The sequence below is a fragment of the Mesorhizobium sp. B2-4-6 genome (assembly GCF_006442775.1).
Taxonomy (GTDB): domain Bacteria; phylum Pseudomonadota; class Alphaproteobacteria; order Rhizobiales; family Rhizobiaceae; genus Mesorhizobium.
This window is the reverse complement of record NZ_VFVI01000001.1, coordinates 534,061-550,154: the sequence shown is the minus strand read 5'-3', so window position 1 is coordinate 550,154 and position 16,094 is coordinate 534,061. Positions and strand designations below refer to the sequence as shown.

The window sequence follows — 16,094 nt, the reverse complement described above, 5'->3', positions numbered from 1 at the left end:
TCCCTCAGTTCAGGCGCACGCGCGGATTGGCCAGGACATAGGCGATATCCGTGAGCAGGTTGGTGATGAGGAACATCACGCCGCCGACTATGGTGACGCCGATGATCGCCGGGAAATCAAGCGAACGTGCCGCTGTCACGGCGTAGCTGCCCATTCCCGGCCAGGCAAAGACCGCCTCCGTGAGCACCGCGCCCGTGATGAGATAGGCAAACGAGTAGCTGATCACCGTCAGCACCGGCACCAGGATGTTGCGGAAGGCATGGCGCAGCACCACGCGCATCTCGCCGGCTCCCTTGGCCCGTGCGGTGAGGATGAACTCGCGCTCCATCACCTCCAGCATGTTGGCGCGCACGAGGCGCGAGATCGTCCCCGCCACGGTCCAGCCGAGAACCACCGACGGCAGCACAAGATGGGCGAGCGCATCCTTGAAGGCGGCAAAATCCCCGGCGAGCAGGGTATCGATGGTCATGAAACCGGTGACGACGGGCGGCGGCGAAAGCCTGGGATCTATGCGACCCGGCCCGGGCAGTATCTGATATTTGACCGACAGCAGGAAAAGCAGTGCAAGGCCCAGCCAGAAGATCGGGACGGAAGAACCGAACAGCGAGAATATGCGTGCGCCCTGGTCGACAGCGGTGTCGCGATAGTAGGCCGCGAGGAGGCCGAACACGATGCCTATGACGCTCCCGATGATCATCGCGGCGATGACGAGCTCGAACGTTGCCGGCAGCCGCGCCACGAGATCGGCCGACACCGGACGGCGCGTGACGAAGGACGTTCCCATGTCGCCCTTCAGCAGATTGCCGACATAGATCAGGTAGCGCTCCGGCAAGGGACGATCGAGCCCCCAGCGCTGCCGCGCGGCAGCCACGATCTCAGGATTGTTCATCTGCTGTTCGCTGACGACGGCGGTAAGAGGATCGCCCTTGGTTATGGCCGTCAACAGGAACGCCATCGTGACGATGCCCAGCAGAATGAAAGGCATCGCGATGCTGCGTCGTAGGATATAGTTCAGCATCGGCCGTCTCTTGGCATCGCGATCCGCACCTGCCCCATCGAGTGAATGTGACGCGATATTGACAAGGCTGAAAACACCAGTCAATAGAAATGAAATTAAGTTCCAAATTTCATGCGCAGCTTGTTGGACGCGCCTGGCGCGCCTGACACAGTGGGCCCTCCGACGGTCCCATGGGCCGGCAGAGTCCTTTCGCGCTGTTGGGAGGCAGCATGAGAAAACGCAACAAGCCGATCGTCGCGCCCTCGGATGAAGAACTTGGTCAACACGCCTCGGCCCTGGTGCGCGGATTGCAGATATTGCGTGCCTTCACGCCCGCGGACGTCACGCTCGGCAACCAGGAACTGATCGAGCGGACAGGCCTGCCGAAGGCCACCATATCGCGCCTGACCTACACCCTGGTCGGGCTTGGCTACCTGATCTACGACCCTTTGCTCGGCCGATACAGCATCGGGCCGGCTACCGTTTCGCTCGGCTATTCAGGCTTGAGCAGCAGCGCCGTGATCTACATGGCCAAGCCGCTCATGCAGGCGCTCGCCTTCGAAACCGGCGTCGCGGTGGCCATGGGCATGCGGGACGGGCTGGAGATGGTCTATGTCGCCAACTGCAGGCCGGAAACGCCGGTCACGCTCAGGCTGAACGTCGGCTCGCGCCTGCCGATATGGCAGACCTCGATGGGACTGGCCTATCTGGCGGCCATGGAGGACACGCTGCGCGAACGGGTCATCCGACAGTTGATCGAGACCAACCCCGGCACGAAGGACAAGATCCAGCGCGCCATCGACGGCGGGCTTGAAAGCTACGCCGAGCATGGTTTCGTGTCATCGTTCGGCGACTGGTACAGCTACATAAACGCCGTGGGCGTGCCTTTCAGACCGACCGACGGTTCCCAACTGGTCGCCATCACGTGCGGCGGCATCAAGGACCTCGCGCCCGTCGAGGCCTGCCTCTCGGTTTATGTCCCCAAGCTCAAATCGCTGCTCGCGGAACTTCAGAGCCGGCTGATCGGCGCCGTGCCGCCGCCAATCGGCGAACCGGCCGTGGCGACGCGGGCCGGAAACGAAGGATAATTTCATGGCGACTGCCGTCATCTTTCCGAAAGTCAGCCTAGAGACGGACGCCGGCACGATTTCGCGCTGGCTGAAGGAAGATGGCGCGACGGTAAGCCAGGGCGAGGCCCTTTTCGAGATCGACAACGACAAGGCGGCGGTCGAGGTAGAGGCCCCGGCATCCGGAACTATCTCATATGTCCGCAATGCCGGCGAAGACGTCCAGGTTGGCGAGGTCGTCGCGCATATCCTGCAAAGCGGCGAGCAGCCCGAGGCCGCAGCCAAGCCGGTCGCCAAAGCGGCGCCGATGACCGTTGCCGCCAACGGCAAGAGCCAGCCGGCGCAGCAAAGCTCTTCAGCGCGCATCATTGCGACGCCGCTGGCCAGACGCATCGCCGAGCAGCAGCAGATCGACTTGCGCAACGTTCGTGGCTCGGGACCGAAGGGACGCATTCAAAAGCGTGACGTCATCCATCTGCCGACGGCCGCCCCGAAACCGTCTCCGGTTGCCGGCGATTCGCCCCTCAATGCCGTTTGGTTGCAGAAGGACGGCCCCGGCACGCTCGTCGCCCTGCATGGCTTTGCGTCCGACCACAATGCCTGGCGCGGGCTGCTCGCCGCCGGGCGGCCAAGGGCGCGGATGCTGGCCGTCGATCTGCCTGGCCACGGACGATCGTCGAGGACCGTTCCGGCTGATCTCGACGCGATCTGCGTCATGGTCGAGCAACGCATGGCGGCCGAAGGCGTCGATGAGGCGACCTTCGTCGCCCACTCCTTCGGCGCCGCGGTGGCCGCAAAGCTCGCCAGCCGCGGGTTCGTCCGGGTCAACGCACTGCTGCTGATATCGCCGGCGGGGCTCGGCCCGGAAATCCGCGATCAGTTCATCAAGGGCTTCGTCGCGGCCAAGCAGCCTTCCAGCATCCTGCCCTGGCTGCATGAGCTGGTGTTCGATCCCAGCCTGATCTCCGAGGCCTTCGTGCGCAGCGTGGTGGATCAGCGCAAGGACGACGAATTGTCCGGCGCGTTGGCCAGCCTGGCAGAGCGCTATTTCTGCGACGGCACGCAGACCTTCTCGATCCGGCCCGACCTCGAACGGCTGCGTATCCCGGTCCGCATCATCGCCGGCATGAAAGACAGGATCATTCCGTTTGCCCATTGCCATTCGCTTCCCGGCCGCGTCGGTCTCCATGCTTTCCAGCAATGCGGTCACATGCCGTATCTGGAGCAGCCGGAGCTCACGCTCTCGATCGTCAACGAGATGCTGGCCTTGGGTCGCTCCGACCGTTGAGTGGCCTCTTCGGGAAGACGAAGCTTGAGACGAAGTCCGGCTTACTGCGGACCGACAATTGTGAGACGACCCGATGGCCCTTGAAGCAGACCTCTTCGACCAGTTGCGCGAGACGGTGCGGCGCTTCGTGAGGGAGCGCCTGGTTCCGCGCGAAGCCGACATCGCCCGCACGGACAGCATGCCGGCCGAGATCAAGCAGGAGATGCGCGAGCTCGGGTTGTTCGGGCTGTCGATACCGCAGCAGTATGGCGGCCTCGGCCTCGACATGGAGGAAGAGGTCCGCATCACCTTCGAGCTTGGACGGACGTCTCCGGCGTTCCGGTCGGTGTTCGGCACCAACAACGGCATCGGCTCCCAGGGCCTTGTGATGGACGGCACGGACGTCCAGAAGTCGTCATACCTGCCGAGATTGGCGACGGGAGAACTGATCAGCTCCTTCGCGCTCACCGAGCCGGAGGCCGGCTCCGACGCCGGCTCGTTGCGCATGACGGCCCGCCGCGACGGGGACGAATATGTCCTCAACGGCACCAAACGCTTCATTACCAACGCGCCATATGCGGATCTCTTCACTGTGTTCGCCCGCACTGACACCACTCAAAAACCCGGCGGCGCGGTTACCGCGTTCCTGGTCGAGCGAGGAGTACCCGGCCTGTCGTTCGGCAAGATCGACAAGAAGATGGGACAGGCCGGCTCGCATACCTGCGACGTGATTTTCGAGGATTGCCGCGTGCCGGCCACAGCCGTCCTGGGCGGCAAGGAGGGCCAGGGCTTCCGGACCGCGATGAAGGTTCTGGACAGGGGGCGGCTGCATATTTCGGCCTTCTGCGTCGGCATGGCCGAACGGCTCATCCAGGACAGCCTGACCTATGCCATGCAGCGCAAGCAGTTCGGACAGCCGATCGCCGAGTTCCAGCTGATACAAGCGATGCTGGCGGACAGCCGGGCCGAGGCTTATGCCGCCCGCTGCATGGTGCTCGAAACGGCGCGATCGAAGGATCGCGGCGAAAATGTCTCCACCGAGGCCGCCTGCTGCAAGATGTTTGCCAGCGAAATGGTCGGCCGCGTCGCCGACCGGGCGGTACAGATCCATGGCGGCGCCGGATACATGGAAGAATATGGCATCGAACGGGCCTACCGCGATGTCCGCCTGTTCCGCATCTACGAGGGGACGACCCAGATCCAGCAGATCCTGATCGCGAGGAACATGATGAAGGAAGCTGCCGCGGCCTAGCCGGCGCGGCCAAAGCCGCTGTGCTGGCTTCTACGAATGACGCCCTGTGCACCTAACCGATCGTTGATAATCGAATTTTTTTCACTATCATCGACTCATAATTTCCCCAATCAAGCGACGAGCCCGCCGTGAAAGCGCATTCCGAAATCAACGCGACCGACCTCGCCTACCATCTGCATTCCCAGACCAATCCGCAGGCCCTGTCGCGCGAGGGCGCCTATATCGTCGTCAAGGGCGACGGCGCGCATGTCATCGACGAAAACGGCAAACGCTATATCGACGCCATGGCGGGACTCTGGTGCGCGTCGCTGGGTTTCAACAACGAGCGCCTCGGGCGTGCGGCCGCGAAACAATATGAAGAGCTCGGCTACTACCACAGCTTCTACGGGCGCACGAACCCGCAGGCGGCAACGCTGAGCAAGAAGCTGGTTGACTTGACCGGCATGCCGGGCGGCAAGGCCTTCTTCGTGACCTCTGGTTCCGAAGCCAACGAAACCATGGTGAAGCTGGCCTGGCTCTACCATGCCTCGCGCGGCAAGCCGACCAAGCGCAAGGTCATTGCTCGCGACCGTGCCTTCCACGGATCGACCATCGTGGCGGGATCCATGTGCGGGCTGGAGATGATGCACCGGGAGTTCGGACTTCCGCTGCCTGGCTTCATCCACACGCTTTGCCCCAGCACCTATCGAGTCAAGCTGCCCGGCGAAAGCGAGGCCGATTTCGTCGCCCGCCTGGCAGCCGAGCTCGAGCGCATGATCCTGCGGGAGGGTCCGGACACGATCGCCGCCTTCATCGCCGAGCCGATCATTGCCGGCGGCGGCATCATCCCGCCGCCCAACGGTTATTTCGAGGCCGTCCAGAAGATGCTGGCGAAATACGATATCCTGTGCCTCGACGACGAGGTGGTCTGCGGTTTCGGCCGCACCGGCAACTGGTTCGGGCGCGAGACGGTCGGAATGGCGCCCGACATGATGTCGCTCGCCAAGGGCATCACCTCTTCCTACTTCCCGCTCGCGGCCGTGATCGTGTCGCCGAAGATCCTCGAGGCGGTCGAGCGCTACAATGAAGGCGGCACCTCGTTCGGCCACGGCTTCACCAATGCGGCTCATCCCGTTGGCGCGGCCGTCGCGGCGGAGACGATCGCGATCTACGAAGAACTCGATATCGTCGCCCATGTCCGCAAGATGGGCGCGCTTCTCCATCAGACGCTCGCCGATGTGACGAAGGACTCACCCATCGTCGGAAACCTTCGCGGCGTCGGGCTCATGTGTGGGGTCGAGCTCGTCGAAGACCCGGCAACCGGCTCGCCTTTCGCGCCGGCGCGCCAGGTTGGCGCCCGCCTTGCCGCCAGCGCCTATGAGCATGGCCTGGTGGTTCGTGCGATGCGCGACACGGTCGGCTTCTGCCCGCCTTTGATCATCGACGAGCGTGACGTGGAGGAGATCGGCTCCAAGATGGAGAAGGCACTGCGGGAAACCGAGAAGGCCATTCAGGCAAAGTCGATCTGAGAAAACGGGAGCGAGGCGCGCCGACAGCTCCCGCACTCCGGTCGTCACAGCGACGGCCGGCAAACAACGAAAAACGCAGGCGCAGCCGATGCCAGCCCGGCAATCTCCCTTCACCAACGTCTATGTCTGCGCCTTCGCGGCCTATGCGTGCTTCTCGACGTCGGACGCTTTCACCAAGGCCCTGCATGGGCCTTTGAGCGTTTTCGAGATCGGCTTCTTCGAGAACGCCTTCGCTTCGGTAGTCCTCCTGGCCACACGCCATGAGAACGAGCGCTGGGTCGAGTTCTGGAAAATGAGCCGTCCGTGGCCCATCCACTTGCGCGCCATATGCGGCGTGCTGTCCAGCCTTTGCGCGATCTATGCCTTCACGACGATTCCGCTCGTCGACGCGTACTCGCTCATCTTCCTCGCCCCATTCTTCGTGACCGTCATGTCCGTCCTGATCCTGAAGGAACAGGTCGGGCTATGGCGCTGGTTCGCCGTGCTGCTCGGATTTGTGGGCGTCCTGCTGGCGGTCAAGCCCGGCTTCCAGGCGTTTCAGCTCGGACATTTCGGCGCGGTGGTGGCCGGGCTTTCCACCGGCACGTCGATCATCATCATGCGAGGCCTCGGCTCCGCCGCCAAGAAGACAAGCATCCTGGGAACGTTGTTCCTCTACCTCGTCTCGGTCAACGGCATCGGCATGGTGCTTCATGGTTTCACGGCCCCTGCCTTGAACGATCTGGTGCTGATGGCGCTGTCGGGCCTGTGCGTGGGTCTCGGCCAGTGGGCGTTCGTGAGTGCGGCGCGCCACGGCAACGCGACACAGATCGCGCCGGTCGCCTATTCGCAGCTTGGCTGGGCGATGCTGTTCGGTATCATCGTCTTCCACGAATATCCCGATCTGCTGGCGGTGATCGGAGTGGGGATCATCGCCAGCGCGGGCTTGCTGACGGTCCTGCGCGAGCGCATACGCCGGATCAAGCCCGCAAACCCGCCCGGCATACGCTGAGGAAGGCTGGTCGATAGCGGCCTTCGCTCACGTCCTCATCTTGTCCAGCGCCGCGGAAAAGACATCCTCGGCGCCGATCTTTCCGGGCTTGAGGAACAGCGAAATACGCCTGTCGTCATGCGAGATGCAGGAGCCGGCGCCGAGCTCGTCGAAGGGGAGTACCTGCATGCTTTGAATGCCCAGCGCCTGGACGATCGCACCGGAGGATTCGCCTCCCGACACGACCAATTTGCGAACACCCTTGTCAGCCAGTCCCCTGGCGATGCCGGCCAGGATCGCTTCGGCCTTGCGAGCCGCTCCCATGACGCCGAACATCGACTGCGCCCGCGTGACGGCATCCGGATCGCCGGCGACGGAAAATCCGATCGCTCGTCCGGCATCGAGCTGCGTCTGCGCCCACTTCAAGGATCTCTCCGTCAGGACATCGCGCTCGTCCTCCCGGATGTCGATGTCGAGAACCGGGTTTGAAAGCGCGAAGTGATCGCGCTGCCGCAGCGTGACCTCGCTGCAACTTCCCACCAGAACCGCCTCCCCGCCCTGCCCGCGGACCGGCCTCGGCCGGTCTTGCGGAGCGCGCCGGACGCCTTCCTTTTCCCACTGCAAAGCCAGTTCGATCGCCAAGGCATCCGCGCCGCTGGTGACGCGGTCGCGCCGGAAGATTGTCGCCCCAACCGCCACATCGTCATTGTCGACGCAGTCCATGAGGAAGTAGCGCACGCCCTTGTCCTGTTGGTCCCGCACATAGTCATGCGCGAAGGCCGAGCCGCGATGCAGGACACGATGCGGCAGCAGCCCGACTTTCTCGGCGGTCTGGCGCTGCAGCACCCTCGGCATATCCGGGTCGTTCATCGGCGTGATCGGATCGAAGCGCTTGATCGATTCCGAGATCAGGCGATCCTTGTAGAACATGTAGCCTTCATGCACGTAGGTGCGAAGGTCGGGATAGCCGGGGCCGAAAATCAGGCGCGGCTGGTCGTACTTCTTGACTAGGAAGTCGGCGCAGGGACCGATATTGCCTTCGTCGGTGGAATCGAATGTGGAGCAATATTTGTAGAAAATATACTCGGTGCCGATGGCGTCGAGAGCCGTCGTCAACGAATCCAGCATGGCTACCGCCTCGGCCGGCGGCATGAAGCGCAGGCGCGTGGCGATCACCACGACATCCTGGTTGCCGATCGACGGCAGGATATCCGGGTCGCAGACATAGAGGGCGGGAATGCCGATCTTTTCGAGGTTGCTGGCAACGAACAGACCGCCGGTGAAATCGTCGGCAATGACGGCTAACCTGACACTCATGCGACCGCTAGCTCCTCCCGAGCCACGTCATTGACTTGCCTCACCCGCGGCCGAATTGCTCCGGCTCTGCGCCGAGTTCCGCGATGCCGTCACTCGACCTGCAGGTGGCTGACGAATTTGGTGTTGAGATAAGGCTCCAGCGCGTCGGCGCCGCCTTCGGTGCCGTAGCCTGAATCGTTGATCCCGCCGAAAGGAACCTCCGGCAGGGCCAGGCCGAGATGGTTGATCGAAAGCATGCCCGAGCGAACGCGGCCGCTCATCCTGGCGGCGCTGTCGGCCGAACGCGTGAAGGCATAGGCCGCCAAGCCGTAGTTGAGCCGATTGGCTTCCTCGATCGCCTCGTCCAAACCATCGACCGGCACCATCAAGGCGACAGGTCCGAACGGCTCCTCGTTCATGATCCGGGCGGTTTTCGGAACCCGCGAAAGAACGGTCGGCTCGAAGAAATAGCCGGCATTGCCCATGCGCTTGCCGCCGGTCATCACCTCAGCGCCGGCCTGCACGGCCTCCTGCACGAGAGCACCCACCGCCTCGACGCGCCGCTCGCTGACCAGCGGGCCCATCGTCGTGCCTTCGGCGAGTCCGTCGCCGACATTGATCGCCTTGGTCGTCGTCGTGAAGACCTCGACGAACTCGTCGTAGACGCTCTGGTCGACAAGGAAGCGCGTCGGCGACACGCAAACCTGGCCGGCATTGCGGAACTTGGACCCCGCCATGACCTTGGCGGCACGCTGGACATCGGCGTCCGGCAGGACGATCACCGGCGAATGGCCGCCGAGCTCCATCGTCGAGCGCTTCATATGCTGCCCCGCGAGCGACGCCAACTGCTTGCCGACGGCGGTCGAGCCGGTGAACGAGATCTTCCTAATGACCGGATGCGGAATGAGATAAGAGGAAATCTCGGCCGGGACGCCATAGACGAGGTTGACGACGCCAGACGGCACGCCGGCATCGACGAATGCCCTGACGAGCTCCGCCGGGGAAGCCGGCGTTTCCTCCGGCCCCTTGACGATGATGGAGCATCCGGTGGCAAGCGCTGCCGACAGCTTCCTGACGACCTGGTTGAGCGGAAAATTCCAAGGCGTGAAGGCCGCCACTGGACCGACCGGTTCCTTGACCTCGATCTGGCTGACGCCCCCGGCGCGGGACGGAATGACACGGCCGTAGGTGCGGCGCCCCTCCTCGGCGAACCAGTCGATCAGGTCGGCGGCGGCGAGCGTTTCCATCCTCGCCTCGGCCAGCGGCTTGCCCTGCTCCGCCGTCATGATCCGGGCAATCGTTTCGGCGCGCTCGCGCACGATCACGGCAGCCGCGCGCATCAGCTTGTAGCGCTCGAAGGCCGACGTCCTGCTCCAGAGCTGGAAGCCCTTTTCCGCCGCGGCAAGCGCTTCGTCCAGATCCGCGATCCCGGCGTGGGCGAGCTTGCCCAGCACCGTCTCGTTGGCGGGATTGATGATCGGCAAGGTCTTGCCCGACGCGGCCCGCTTCCACTCGCCGTCGATATGCAGCAGCACATGTTCGGGATACGACATTCCATCAATCTCCTTGCATCCGTCCTTGCGCACTTGCAGATCACCCCTGCCCGTCACGGTCAGCTGGATCTGCCCGTTCCGCGCGCGATCGGAGGCGCCTTCATTAGACGATATTCAACGCTGGCCCCTGATAGAATATCTCGCCCTGGTTCGCTACGGTGCCGAGCGGTTTTAGTCGATTTTTTTCGCACTTTGAACGTCGCCGAAAGGCTGCGGACAGCGCACGTGAACATTACGATCCGTCACCCCACCTGGCATTGCCGTCGCATGGGTCAGCCTTGACCGCCACCTGGCCGCCCATGACCCTCGAGACGCAGGGCATCATGGCGGTTCCTTCAGCCCGCTCCGTTGCATCCAGAACGTGGTCGTTGTGGACGATCCTGCCGGTGCAGCCCTGCACCTTCAGCCGGCATTTGCCGCAAGCTCCGACGCGGCACATGGAATCGATCTCGACGCCTGCATCCTCCAGTGCTTCGAGCATCGACTGGTCGGAGGAAACCTCGATGACGCGCCCTTCCTTCCCGGGCAGCAGCACCGAAAACGGTACGCCCCCCGCCGTCGCCTTGAACCGTTCCGAGTGAAAACATGACGACGGCCAGCCCACCGCGCCGGCTGCCTCGACCGCAGCGCCCATCATCCTCGGCGATCCGCAGACATAGACATGGGTGCCGGTCTGTTGGTCACGGAGCAACGCGGAGATATCGAGGCGCGTGCCTGCCCCGCTGTCATGTACATGCACGTTCGGGCCATAGCGGGCGCGGAGCATGGCAACGAAGGGGGCATCTTCCGCCGAGCGGACCGAATAATGCAGTTCGAAGGCCGCGCCCATGCGGCCCAGCTCACGCGCCATGCTCAGAAACGGCGTGATCCCGATGCCACCGGCAATCAGCAGATGGCGCCTTGCCAGCCGATTCACGGGGAAGAAATTCAACGGCCGGCGGACCGTCAATTCGTCCCCGGCGCGAAGGCTTTCGTGGAGGAACCGCGACCCGCCTCGCCCGTCAGGCTGATGCAGCACCGAGATCGCGTAGTGATGGCGATCATCGGGATCGCTGGTCAGCGAATAGGCGTTGCGGCGGACGCGTCCACCGATATCGACCGTCAGGACAAGATGGGACCCGGGTGAAAAGGTCGGTAGATCGAGCCCGTGCGGATGCTCGAGGAAGAAGCTTTTCACATTCTGGGAGACGGCCTCGACACGGGCCAGCTTCAGCCTCAGGAATCCCTTGTCGGCGATATCCATCAGAGAGCCTCCTGCCGCAGGGCGGACATGTTGGGATCCGAGGGATGGAGAACGACGGCCTGATAGGCGCCGATACGCCGCGAGTAGTGGTCCCGAACGACCAGCGTCACCTTGCAGCGGGGGCAGTCGAAGGCGCGGTGGGCAATGTCGTCGTACACCGTCTTGCAATGCACGCATTGAGCGCGGCGGGCGCCGGCGCCAGCCAGTTCGGCAAGCATGATGTCGTCGCCAAGACCCCGGTCCCGCGCCAGCCGGCGCACCAGCGAGAGGAAGGCTTCGGAACCGGCGACATAGAGCCGGCTCGCCGCCGCAAGCGCGTCCATGCAAGCCGAGAGCGTGGCGGAAAAGCCCGCTTCGTCGGGATGCCGTTCAAGCGCTGTTTCCGGCGCGTTCGACAAGGACCCGATCCGGTTCCCGCGCCCCAGAATGTGGATGTGCATGGATCCGGCGCCGGTCGGACATGGCGTTGCCAGAAGGCGCTCGATGGCGATGAGGCCGGCTTCGTCCGCCATCAGGACGTGCTGCTGCGCGGCCCGCCAGGCCAGCCTGCCATAGACGGGTTTCGACGAACTCTCGATGCCGATGGTCAAGGGCGCGGCTCCAGCCGGTCGGTATCGGGGCCGGCGCCGGGCGAAAGCGGGCGCCCGTCATCGAACCGCGCTAGCCAGTCGACGCATTCGCGCCGGAAGTGGATGTTGGAAAACCGCGCAAGCCCGGGATCGAGATCGCGCAGCACCCGGTGCAGGCGCGCCGCCCACTTCGGCACCCGCGCCACGTCGCGCAACGACAGCAGATAGTTGCGCAGGACAAAGATGATCGCATTGCTGCGCGGCAGGCGATAGAGCTGCTGGAATTCGCTGCGCACGAAGACGTCGTCGGGCACCGTCTCCGCCGTGACGCCGTCGATGTCGTGCTGCCAGACGATCTTGTTCTCCAACGACTTGTCGAGACGCGGCCGCACGGCGTGCACCCACGTAACCCGCCTTTGCGGCGCCTCGGCCGACAGCATCATCGTCATCCGCAGCGCCCGGTCGATGACCCGGCTCTCGGCCGCCGCTCCCACCAGCGTTCCATGCCAGTCATGCCAGTTCATTCCCAGGATGAAATCGAACGACCACCCGTATGAGGCGGTCACCATGCCGCCGTCCAGCCAGAGCGTGCCCTGGCGCTGATCCATGAGCACGAAGTCGCCCTGGGCCTGGCGGGTGATGTATTCGAACGCCTCGCAGGGAAGCGTCTCGGCGCGGCCAAGGACGAAATCCCGCCGCTCCTCCAGCAGACGGTTCTCCCATCGGCAGTCACGGCCCTCGCGCCGATAGGAGAAATGCGCCGGGAAGTCCCGCGCCAGCGCGCGCATGATGTAGTCCGCAGCTTCCCATTGCGCCTCTTCCATGTGCGGCATCACGTGATAGCGGGAGCGGTCGTAGTCGAGGACGAATGCCCGTTCGGCGACCTCGTCCAGGTAATGCTCATCGACATCGAAGAGCGATCTGTAGGCCGCGGTCGGCCCGTTTCGATCTTGCGGCTCGACGCCCACCCCCTTCATCTCGAAGCGGTCGGTGTCCAACGGAAAGGGAAAGCGCAGAATGCCGGCGTCCGAGTTCCGGAACGTCATGTCGCCGCGAAAAACGTTGGGCGCAAGGTCGCCGCTTCGTGGCGTGATGGACAAATTCAAATTCTCCCCGCATGGCCTCGATCGGCGCAGGTTCTCTCCGGCAGAAGGGTGAGTCTTGGGCACGGCATACCGCCGCTCCGGAATGCCCCATCTTGGCATCGGGGAGGTCCGCCAGGTCAATCGTCCGAAAGGATGATTTTCCCCAAGCACGCGATCGCGGCGGAAGATGTTGATTTGACCTTCGATCGAACGCAATCTCGCGGCTTGGAAACCGGCTGCAGTCGAGGCGCAGGATGAGCGCGACCCAATTTGTTTTGGACGGCGAGGAGGCCAGGCCGATCGTCGAACTGCTTCAGTTTGCCATGGAAGCGACGCACATACCGTCGTCGATCTTCTACTGGATCGACGACGGTATGCGCATGCAGATAGCGGCCTGCGAAGCAGTCGACCTCGATCGGCTCAACATCTATCAATCCACCTTCTACGCGCATGACCCGTGCAGTCCCGTGCGGATGATCAGCCGGCAGGCGCGCACCCAGACCTTGCAGCGCGCATGCGCCGAAAGCCAGGCTCTCGACTTGTACCGACCGTATATGGCGCTCAGCGGGATCAAGGACGCCTTGGAGATGGTCTTCTGGCATGAGGACCGCGCTGTTGCCGGGCTGGGACTTGTGGCTAGGGATGACCACGATTGCGTCTCGCCGGAAGCCTGGAAGCTGGCCCAGAGCATGCAGCGCTATGTCGAGGCCAGTCTCGCGCTGCATCCAAGGGTGATGCGCGATCGGGCCAGAAGAAGGCTCGCAAGGGAATTCCTGTTGTCGAAGCGGGAACTCGAGATCGCCGACCTGGTCGGCAAGGGCCTGACCAACCACGAGATCGGTGAAGAGCTGGCGATTTCCCTGCCCACGGTGAAGACCCATCTCCAGAGCCTGTTCGCAAAGCTCGATGTCGGGAACCGCACATCGCTCGTCGCCGAGATGCGCAAAGCCGAAATGGCGAGATAACCACTGCGAGCCGCAGGCATCGGCCCGTCAAGATTGTCTCACCCCCAACGGAAGCGTCGACCTGTTGCCGGTGGTCAAGGCTGTAGGGGCCCCTCAAGGCCACTTGCAACGTTTGGCTATTTCGCAATATGATATATCAAAATCAGCTTCCGGATCGACGACATGATGGTTTCGGCAGTGGCGAAGGCCGCCCACCCGCCTCTCAGTCCACTCGACAAAGGCGTCCCGGGAACGATCTCGAACGTCGCGATTGACACGGTCGCGGATCAGCGATGGAGCCTGTTGCGGGAAGACATTCCGCTCCCGGCAGCCGTCATCAAACAGGATGCGCTGCGCCATAACCGCGAATGGATGAAATCCTTTCTCGGAGACAGCGGTGTGGCCCTTGCCCCTCACGGCAAGACGACAATGTGCCCGGCGCTTTTCGACATGCAGCTCGATGACGGCGCCTGGGCCATCACCGTCGCTACGGGGCATCAGCTCCAGGTCGCGCGCGCCTTCGGATATTCGCGGATCTTCTTCGCCAACCAGTTGATAGGCAAAAGCGCGATCGACTACGTCACGCGCGAACTGGCGAATGATCCGGCCTTCGAGTTCTTCTGTCTGGTGGACGATCTGTCGAATGTCGAAGCCCTGGCTTCGGCCGCCAGGGCAGCGGAGCTTGGCCGTCCCATGAAAGTCCTGGTCGAACTCGGCTATGTCGGCGGACGGACCGGATGCCGCACGGTCGAGCAGGCGATCATCGTTGCGCGGGCGGTGCATGCGTCAGGCACTTTGGCGCTCGCCGGCATCGAAGGCTTCGAAGGTCTCATTCGAGGGCCGTCGAACGCTGAAACGCTGGCGCAGGTAGAGAGCCTGCTTGGCTCGATGGTCGAGCTTGCCGAAAGATGCGCTTCGCAGCAGTTGTTCGCCGAAGGCACGGTGCTGCTCTCGGCGGGAGGATCGTCCTTCTTCGACGTTGTCGCCACGCGGCTGTCGGCGGCCAGGCTCGGACGCGAGACGCGGATCCTGCTGCGCTCGGGCTGCTACATCACGCACGATTCAGTGCTCTACGTTCGCGCCATGGACGCGATGCGCGAGCGCAACAGCACGCTCGCCGACTCGCATGGCGGCCTGGAACCCGCGCTCGAGGTGTGGGCCTACGTGCAGTCGCGGCCCGAAGTCGAGAAGGCAATCATCGGCTTCGGCAAGCGGGATATCTCCTATGACGACCTGCCGGTGGCGCTGAGCTGGTACCGGCCGGATGGCGGCATGACGGTGCCTCAGCCGGTGCCGGCGGGGCATGTCGTGACCAGGCTGAACGATCAGCACTGTCATCTTTCGCTGCCGGCCAGTTCGCCGCTGCGCGTCGGCGACCTGATCGGCTTCGGCATCTCGCACCCATGCCTGACCTTCGACAAATGGCGGGTCATCCACCTCGTCGATCCGTCCTACCGGGTGACCGGATCGATCCGGACCTATTTCTGAAAACGCCGGCGTTGGAACAAAGGCATCGCGATGAGCAGGAAACAAGGGTCGAGGATCATACTGGTTACCGGCGCCGCGAGCGGCATCGGAGCGGCAACGGCAAGACTCGCCGCGAGCGCCGGCCATAAAGTCGTCCTTGCCGACATCAACGAAGCCGGCGCCCGCGCGGTGGCCGCCGAGACTGGCAGGGATGCATCCGCCAGGCACCTCGATATCCGATCGGAAGAGAACTGGAACGCGGTGCTCGATCAGATCTGGACTGAGCACGGCCGGCTGGACGTGCTGATCAACAACGCGGCCATCGTCCACACCGGCTTTGCGATCGATGTGCCGATCGAGAAGCACAGGCACACGCTCGACACAAATTTCATGGGCGCGGCCATCGGCATGCTGACCGCGTTGCCGCGCTTCAAGGCGCAGGGTTCAGGCCATCTGGTCACGGTCGCGAGCATGGTGGCCTTCCTGCCCTTCCCTGGCATAGCGAGCTACGCCGCGTCGAAGCACGCGCTGCGGGCCTTCCACCACGCGCTGGCCATCGAGGAGCGCCTCAGTCCGGTCCGCTTCACGATCGTCTATCCGACGGCGACCGAAACACCCATGCTGGAGCAGGAAGCTCAGGACGACGCCATGGCGCTTGCCTTCGCCGGCAGTCCGGTCGCCGCCGAGCATGTCGGGCGGACCATTCTCGAGGCCGTCGCGAAAAAGCCGGCCGAGGTCTACATTCCGCCCGAGCGCGGCAGATTCGTACGCGAGATTGGCGTCAAACCACGCGCGCTGGCGAAGATGTACGAGCGCAACGAGGCTATCGGCGCGGAAAAGCTCAAAGCCCGTCGCGCCTTCGGCACATCCGCCTGA

Annotated in this window: 14 protein-coding genes; 8 read left to right on the top strand and 6 right to left on the bottom strand. The window is 63.6% G+C overall.

All coding sequences use genetic code 11. The annotated features are described in order from the left end of the window. Positions 1–4: 4 nt before the first annotated feature. Complete coding sequence (locus FJ957_RS02740) at positions 5–1,018, bottom strand: ABC transporter permease (protein ID WP_140784216.1); 1,014 nt, start codon at positions 1,016–1,018, stop codon at positions 5–7. Between the two features lie 209 nt (positions 1,019–1,227). On the opposite strand from FJ957_RS02740, the gene FJ957_RS02735 reads away from it, so the two are divergent. From FJ957_RS02735 to FJ957_RS02715, 5 genes are all read left to right on the top strand, one after another. Further along, complete coding sequence (locus FJ957_RS02735; RefSeq protein ID WP_140828198.1) at positions 1,228–2,085, top strand: IclR family transcriptional regulator; 858 nt, start codon at positions 1,228–1,230, stop codon at positions 2,083–2,085. Positions 2,086–2,089: 4 nt separating this feature from the next. Further along, a complete protein-coding gene (locus FJ957_RS02730) occupies positions 2,090–3,352 on the top strand; it encodes an acetoin dehydrogenase dihydrolipoyllysine-residue acetyltransferase subunit (RefSeq protein ID WP_140828196.1) in 1,263 nt (420 codons plus the stop codon). 73 nt (positions 3,353–3,425) lie between these two features. Further along, positions 3,426–4,583: an acyl-CoA dehydrogenase family protein gene (locus tag FJ957_RS02725; protein ID WP_140828194.1), complete on the top strand. Its 1,158-nt coding sequence runs from the start codon at positions 3,426–3,428 to the stop codon at positions 4,581–4,583. Between the two features lie 128 nt (positions 4,584–4,711). Then, the gene (locus tag FJ957_RS02720) at positions 4,712–6,091 is read left to right on the top strand and encodes an aminotransferase (RefSeq protein ID WP_140828192.1); all 1,380 of its coding nucleotides are present in this window, start codon (positions 4,712–4,714) and stop codon (positions 6,089–6,091) included. Positions 6,092–6,179: 88 nt separating this feature from the next. Then, positions 6,180–7,082 (top strand): DMT family transporter, encoded by a 903-nt coding sequence (locus tag FJ957_RS02715; protein WP_140828190.1) that lies wholly within the window; start codon positions 6,180–6,182, stop codon positions 7,080–7,082. A 27-nt stretch (positions 7,083–7,109) separates the two neighbouring features. Here FJ957_RS02715 and FJ957_RS02710 read toward each other — a convergent pair whose 3' ends face one another. The 5 genes from FJ957_RS02710 to FJ957_RS02695 all read right to left on the bottom strand — a co-directional run bounded on the left by FJ957_RS02710 (position 7,110) and on the right by FJ957_RS02695 (position 12,822). Continuing rightward, complete coding sequence (locus FJ957_RS02710; RefSeq protein WP_140828184.1) at positions 7,110–8,378, bottom strand: four-carbon acid sugar kinase family protein; 1,269 nt, start codon at positions 8,376–8,378, stop codon at positions 7,110–7,112. Positions 8,379–8,467: 89 nt separating this feature from the next. Continuing rightward, a complete protein-coding gene (locus FJ957_RS02705; protein WP_140828177.1) occupies positions 8,468–9,910 on the bottom strand; it encodes an NAD-dependent succinate-semialdehyde dehydrogenase in 1,443 nt (480 codons plus the stop codon). 232 nt (positions 9,911–10,142) lie between these two features. Then, positions 10,143–11,153, bottom strand: coding sequence for a PDR/VanB family oxidoreductase (locus tag FJ957_RS02700; RefSeq protein ID WP_181180477.1), 1,011 nt, complete (start codon positions 11,151–11,153; stop codon positions 10,143–10,145). Continuing rightward, positions 11,153–11,743: a dimethylamine monooxygenase subunit DmmA family protein gene (locus FJ957_RS31735; RefSeq protein ID WP_181180476.1), complete on the bottom strand. Its 591-nt coding sequence runs from the start codon at positions 11,741–11,743 to the stop codon at positions 11,153–11,155. Before FJ957_RS31735 ends, FJ957_RS02700 begins: the two co-directional genes overlap by 1 nt. Next, on the bottom strand, positions 11,740–12,822 hold the full coding sequence (locus tag FJ957_RS02695) for a DUF3445 domain-containing protein (RefSeq protein ID WP_246685755.1): 1,083 nt from the start codon (positions 12,820–12,822) through the stop codon (positions 11,740–11,742). The genes FJ957_RS31735 and FJ957_RS02695 overlap by 4 nt, the downstream gene beginning before the upstream one ends. 239 nt (positions 12,823–13,061) lie before the next feature. On the opposite strand from FJ957_RS02695, the gene FJ957_RS02690 reads away from it, so the two are divergent. From FJ957_RS02690 to FJ957_RS02680, 3 genes are all read left to right on the top strand, one after another. Beyond that, positions 13,062–13,772: a LuxR C-terminal-related transcriptional regulator gene (locus FJ957_RS02690; RefSeq protein ID WP_140828170.1), complete on the top strand. Its 711-nt coding sequence runs from the start codon at positions 13,062–13,064 to the stop codon at positions 13,770–13,772. Between the two features lie 162 nt (positions 13,773–13,934). Beyond that, positions 13,935–15,239 carry an amino acid deaminase gene (locus tag FJ957_RS02685; protein WP_210243231.1) on the top strand — a complete coding sequence of 435 codons (1,305 nt, stop codon included), beginning with the start codon at positions 13,935–13,937 and terminating at the stop codon, positions 15,237–15,239. 30 nt (positions 15,240–15,269) lie between these two features. Next, positions 15,270–16,094, top strand: coding sequence for an SDR family oxidoreductase (locus tag FJ957_RS02680; protein ID WP_140828168.1), 825 nt, complete (start codon positions 15,270–15,272; stop codon positions 16,092–16,094).

Bases quoted from the DNA above. Each gene is read 5' to 3' on its own strand.
- FJ957_RS02740 (WP_140784216.1), bottom strand. From the start codon at position 1,018: ATGCTGAACTATATCCTACGACGCAGCATCGCGATGCCTTTCATTCTG.
- FJ957_RS02735 (WP_140828198.1), top strand. From the start codon at position 1,228: ATGAGAAAACGCAACAAGCCGATCGTCGCGCCCTCGGATGAAGAACTT.
- FJ957_RS02730 (WP_140828196.1), top strand. From the start codon at position 2,090: ATGGCGACTGCCGTCATCTTTCCGAAAGTCAGCCTAGAGACGGACGCC.
- FJ957_RS02725 (WP_140828194.1), top strand. From the start codon at position 3,426: ATGGCCCTTGAAGCAGACCTCTTCGACCAGTTGCGCGAGACGGTGCGG.
- FJ957_RS02715 (WP_140828190.1), top strand. From the start codon at position 6,180: ATGCCAGCCCGGCAATCTCCCTTCACCAACGTCTATGTCTGCGCCTTC.
- FJ957_RS02710 (WP_140828184.1), bottom strand. From the start codon at position 8,378: ATGAGTGTCAGGTTAGCCGTCATTGCCGACGATTTCACCGGCGGTCTG.
- FJ957_RS02705 (WP_140828177.1), bottom strand. From the start codon at position 9,910: ATGTCGTATCCCGAACATGTGCTGCTGCATATCGACGGCGAGTGGAAG.
- FJ957_RS02700 (WP_181180477.1), bottom strand. From the start codon at position 11,153: ATGGATATCGCCGACAAGGGATTCCTGAGGCTGAAGCTGGCCCGTGTC.
- FJ957_RS02690 (WP_140828170.1), top strand. From the start codon at position 13,062: ATGAGCGCGACCCAATTTGTTTTGGACGGCGAGGAGGCCAGGCCGATC.
- FJ957_RS02685 (WP_210243231.1), top strand. From the start codon at position 13,935: ATGATGGTTTCGGCAGTGGCGAAGGCCGCCCACCCGCCTCTCAGTCCA.
- FJ957_RS02680 (WP_140828168.1), top strand. From the start codon at position 15,270: ATGAGCAGGAAACAAGGGTCGAGGATCATACTGGTTACCGGCGCCGCG.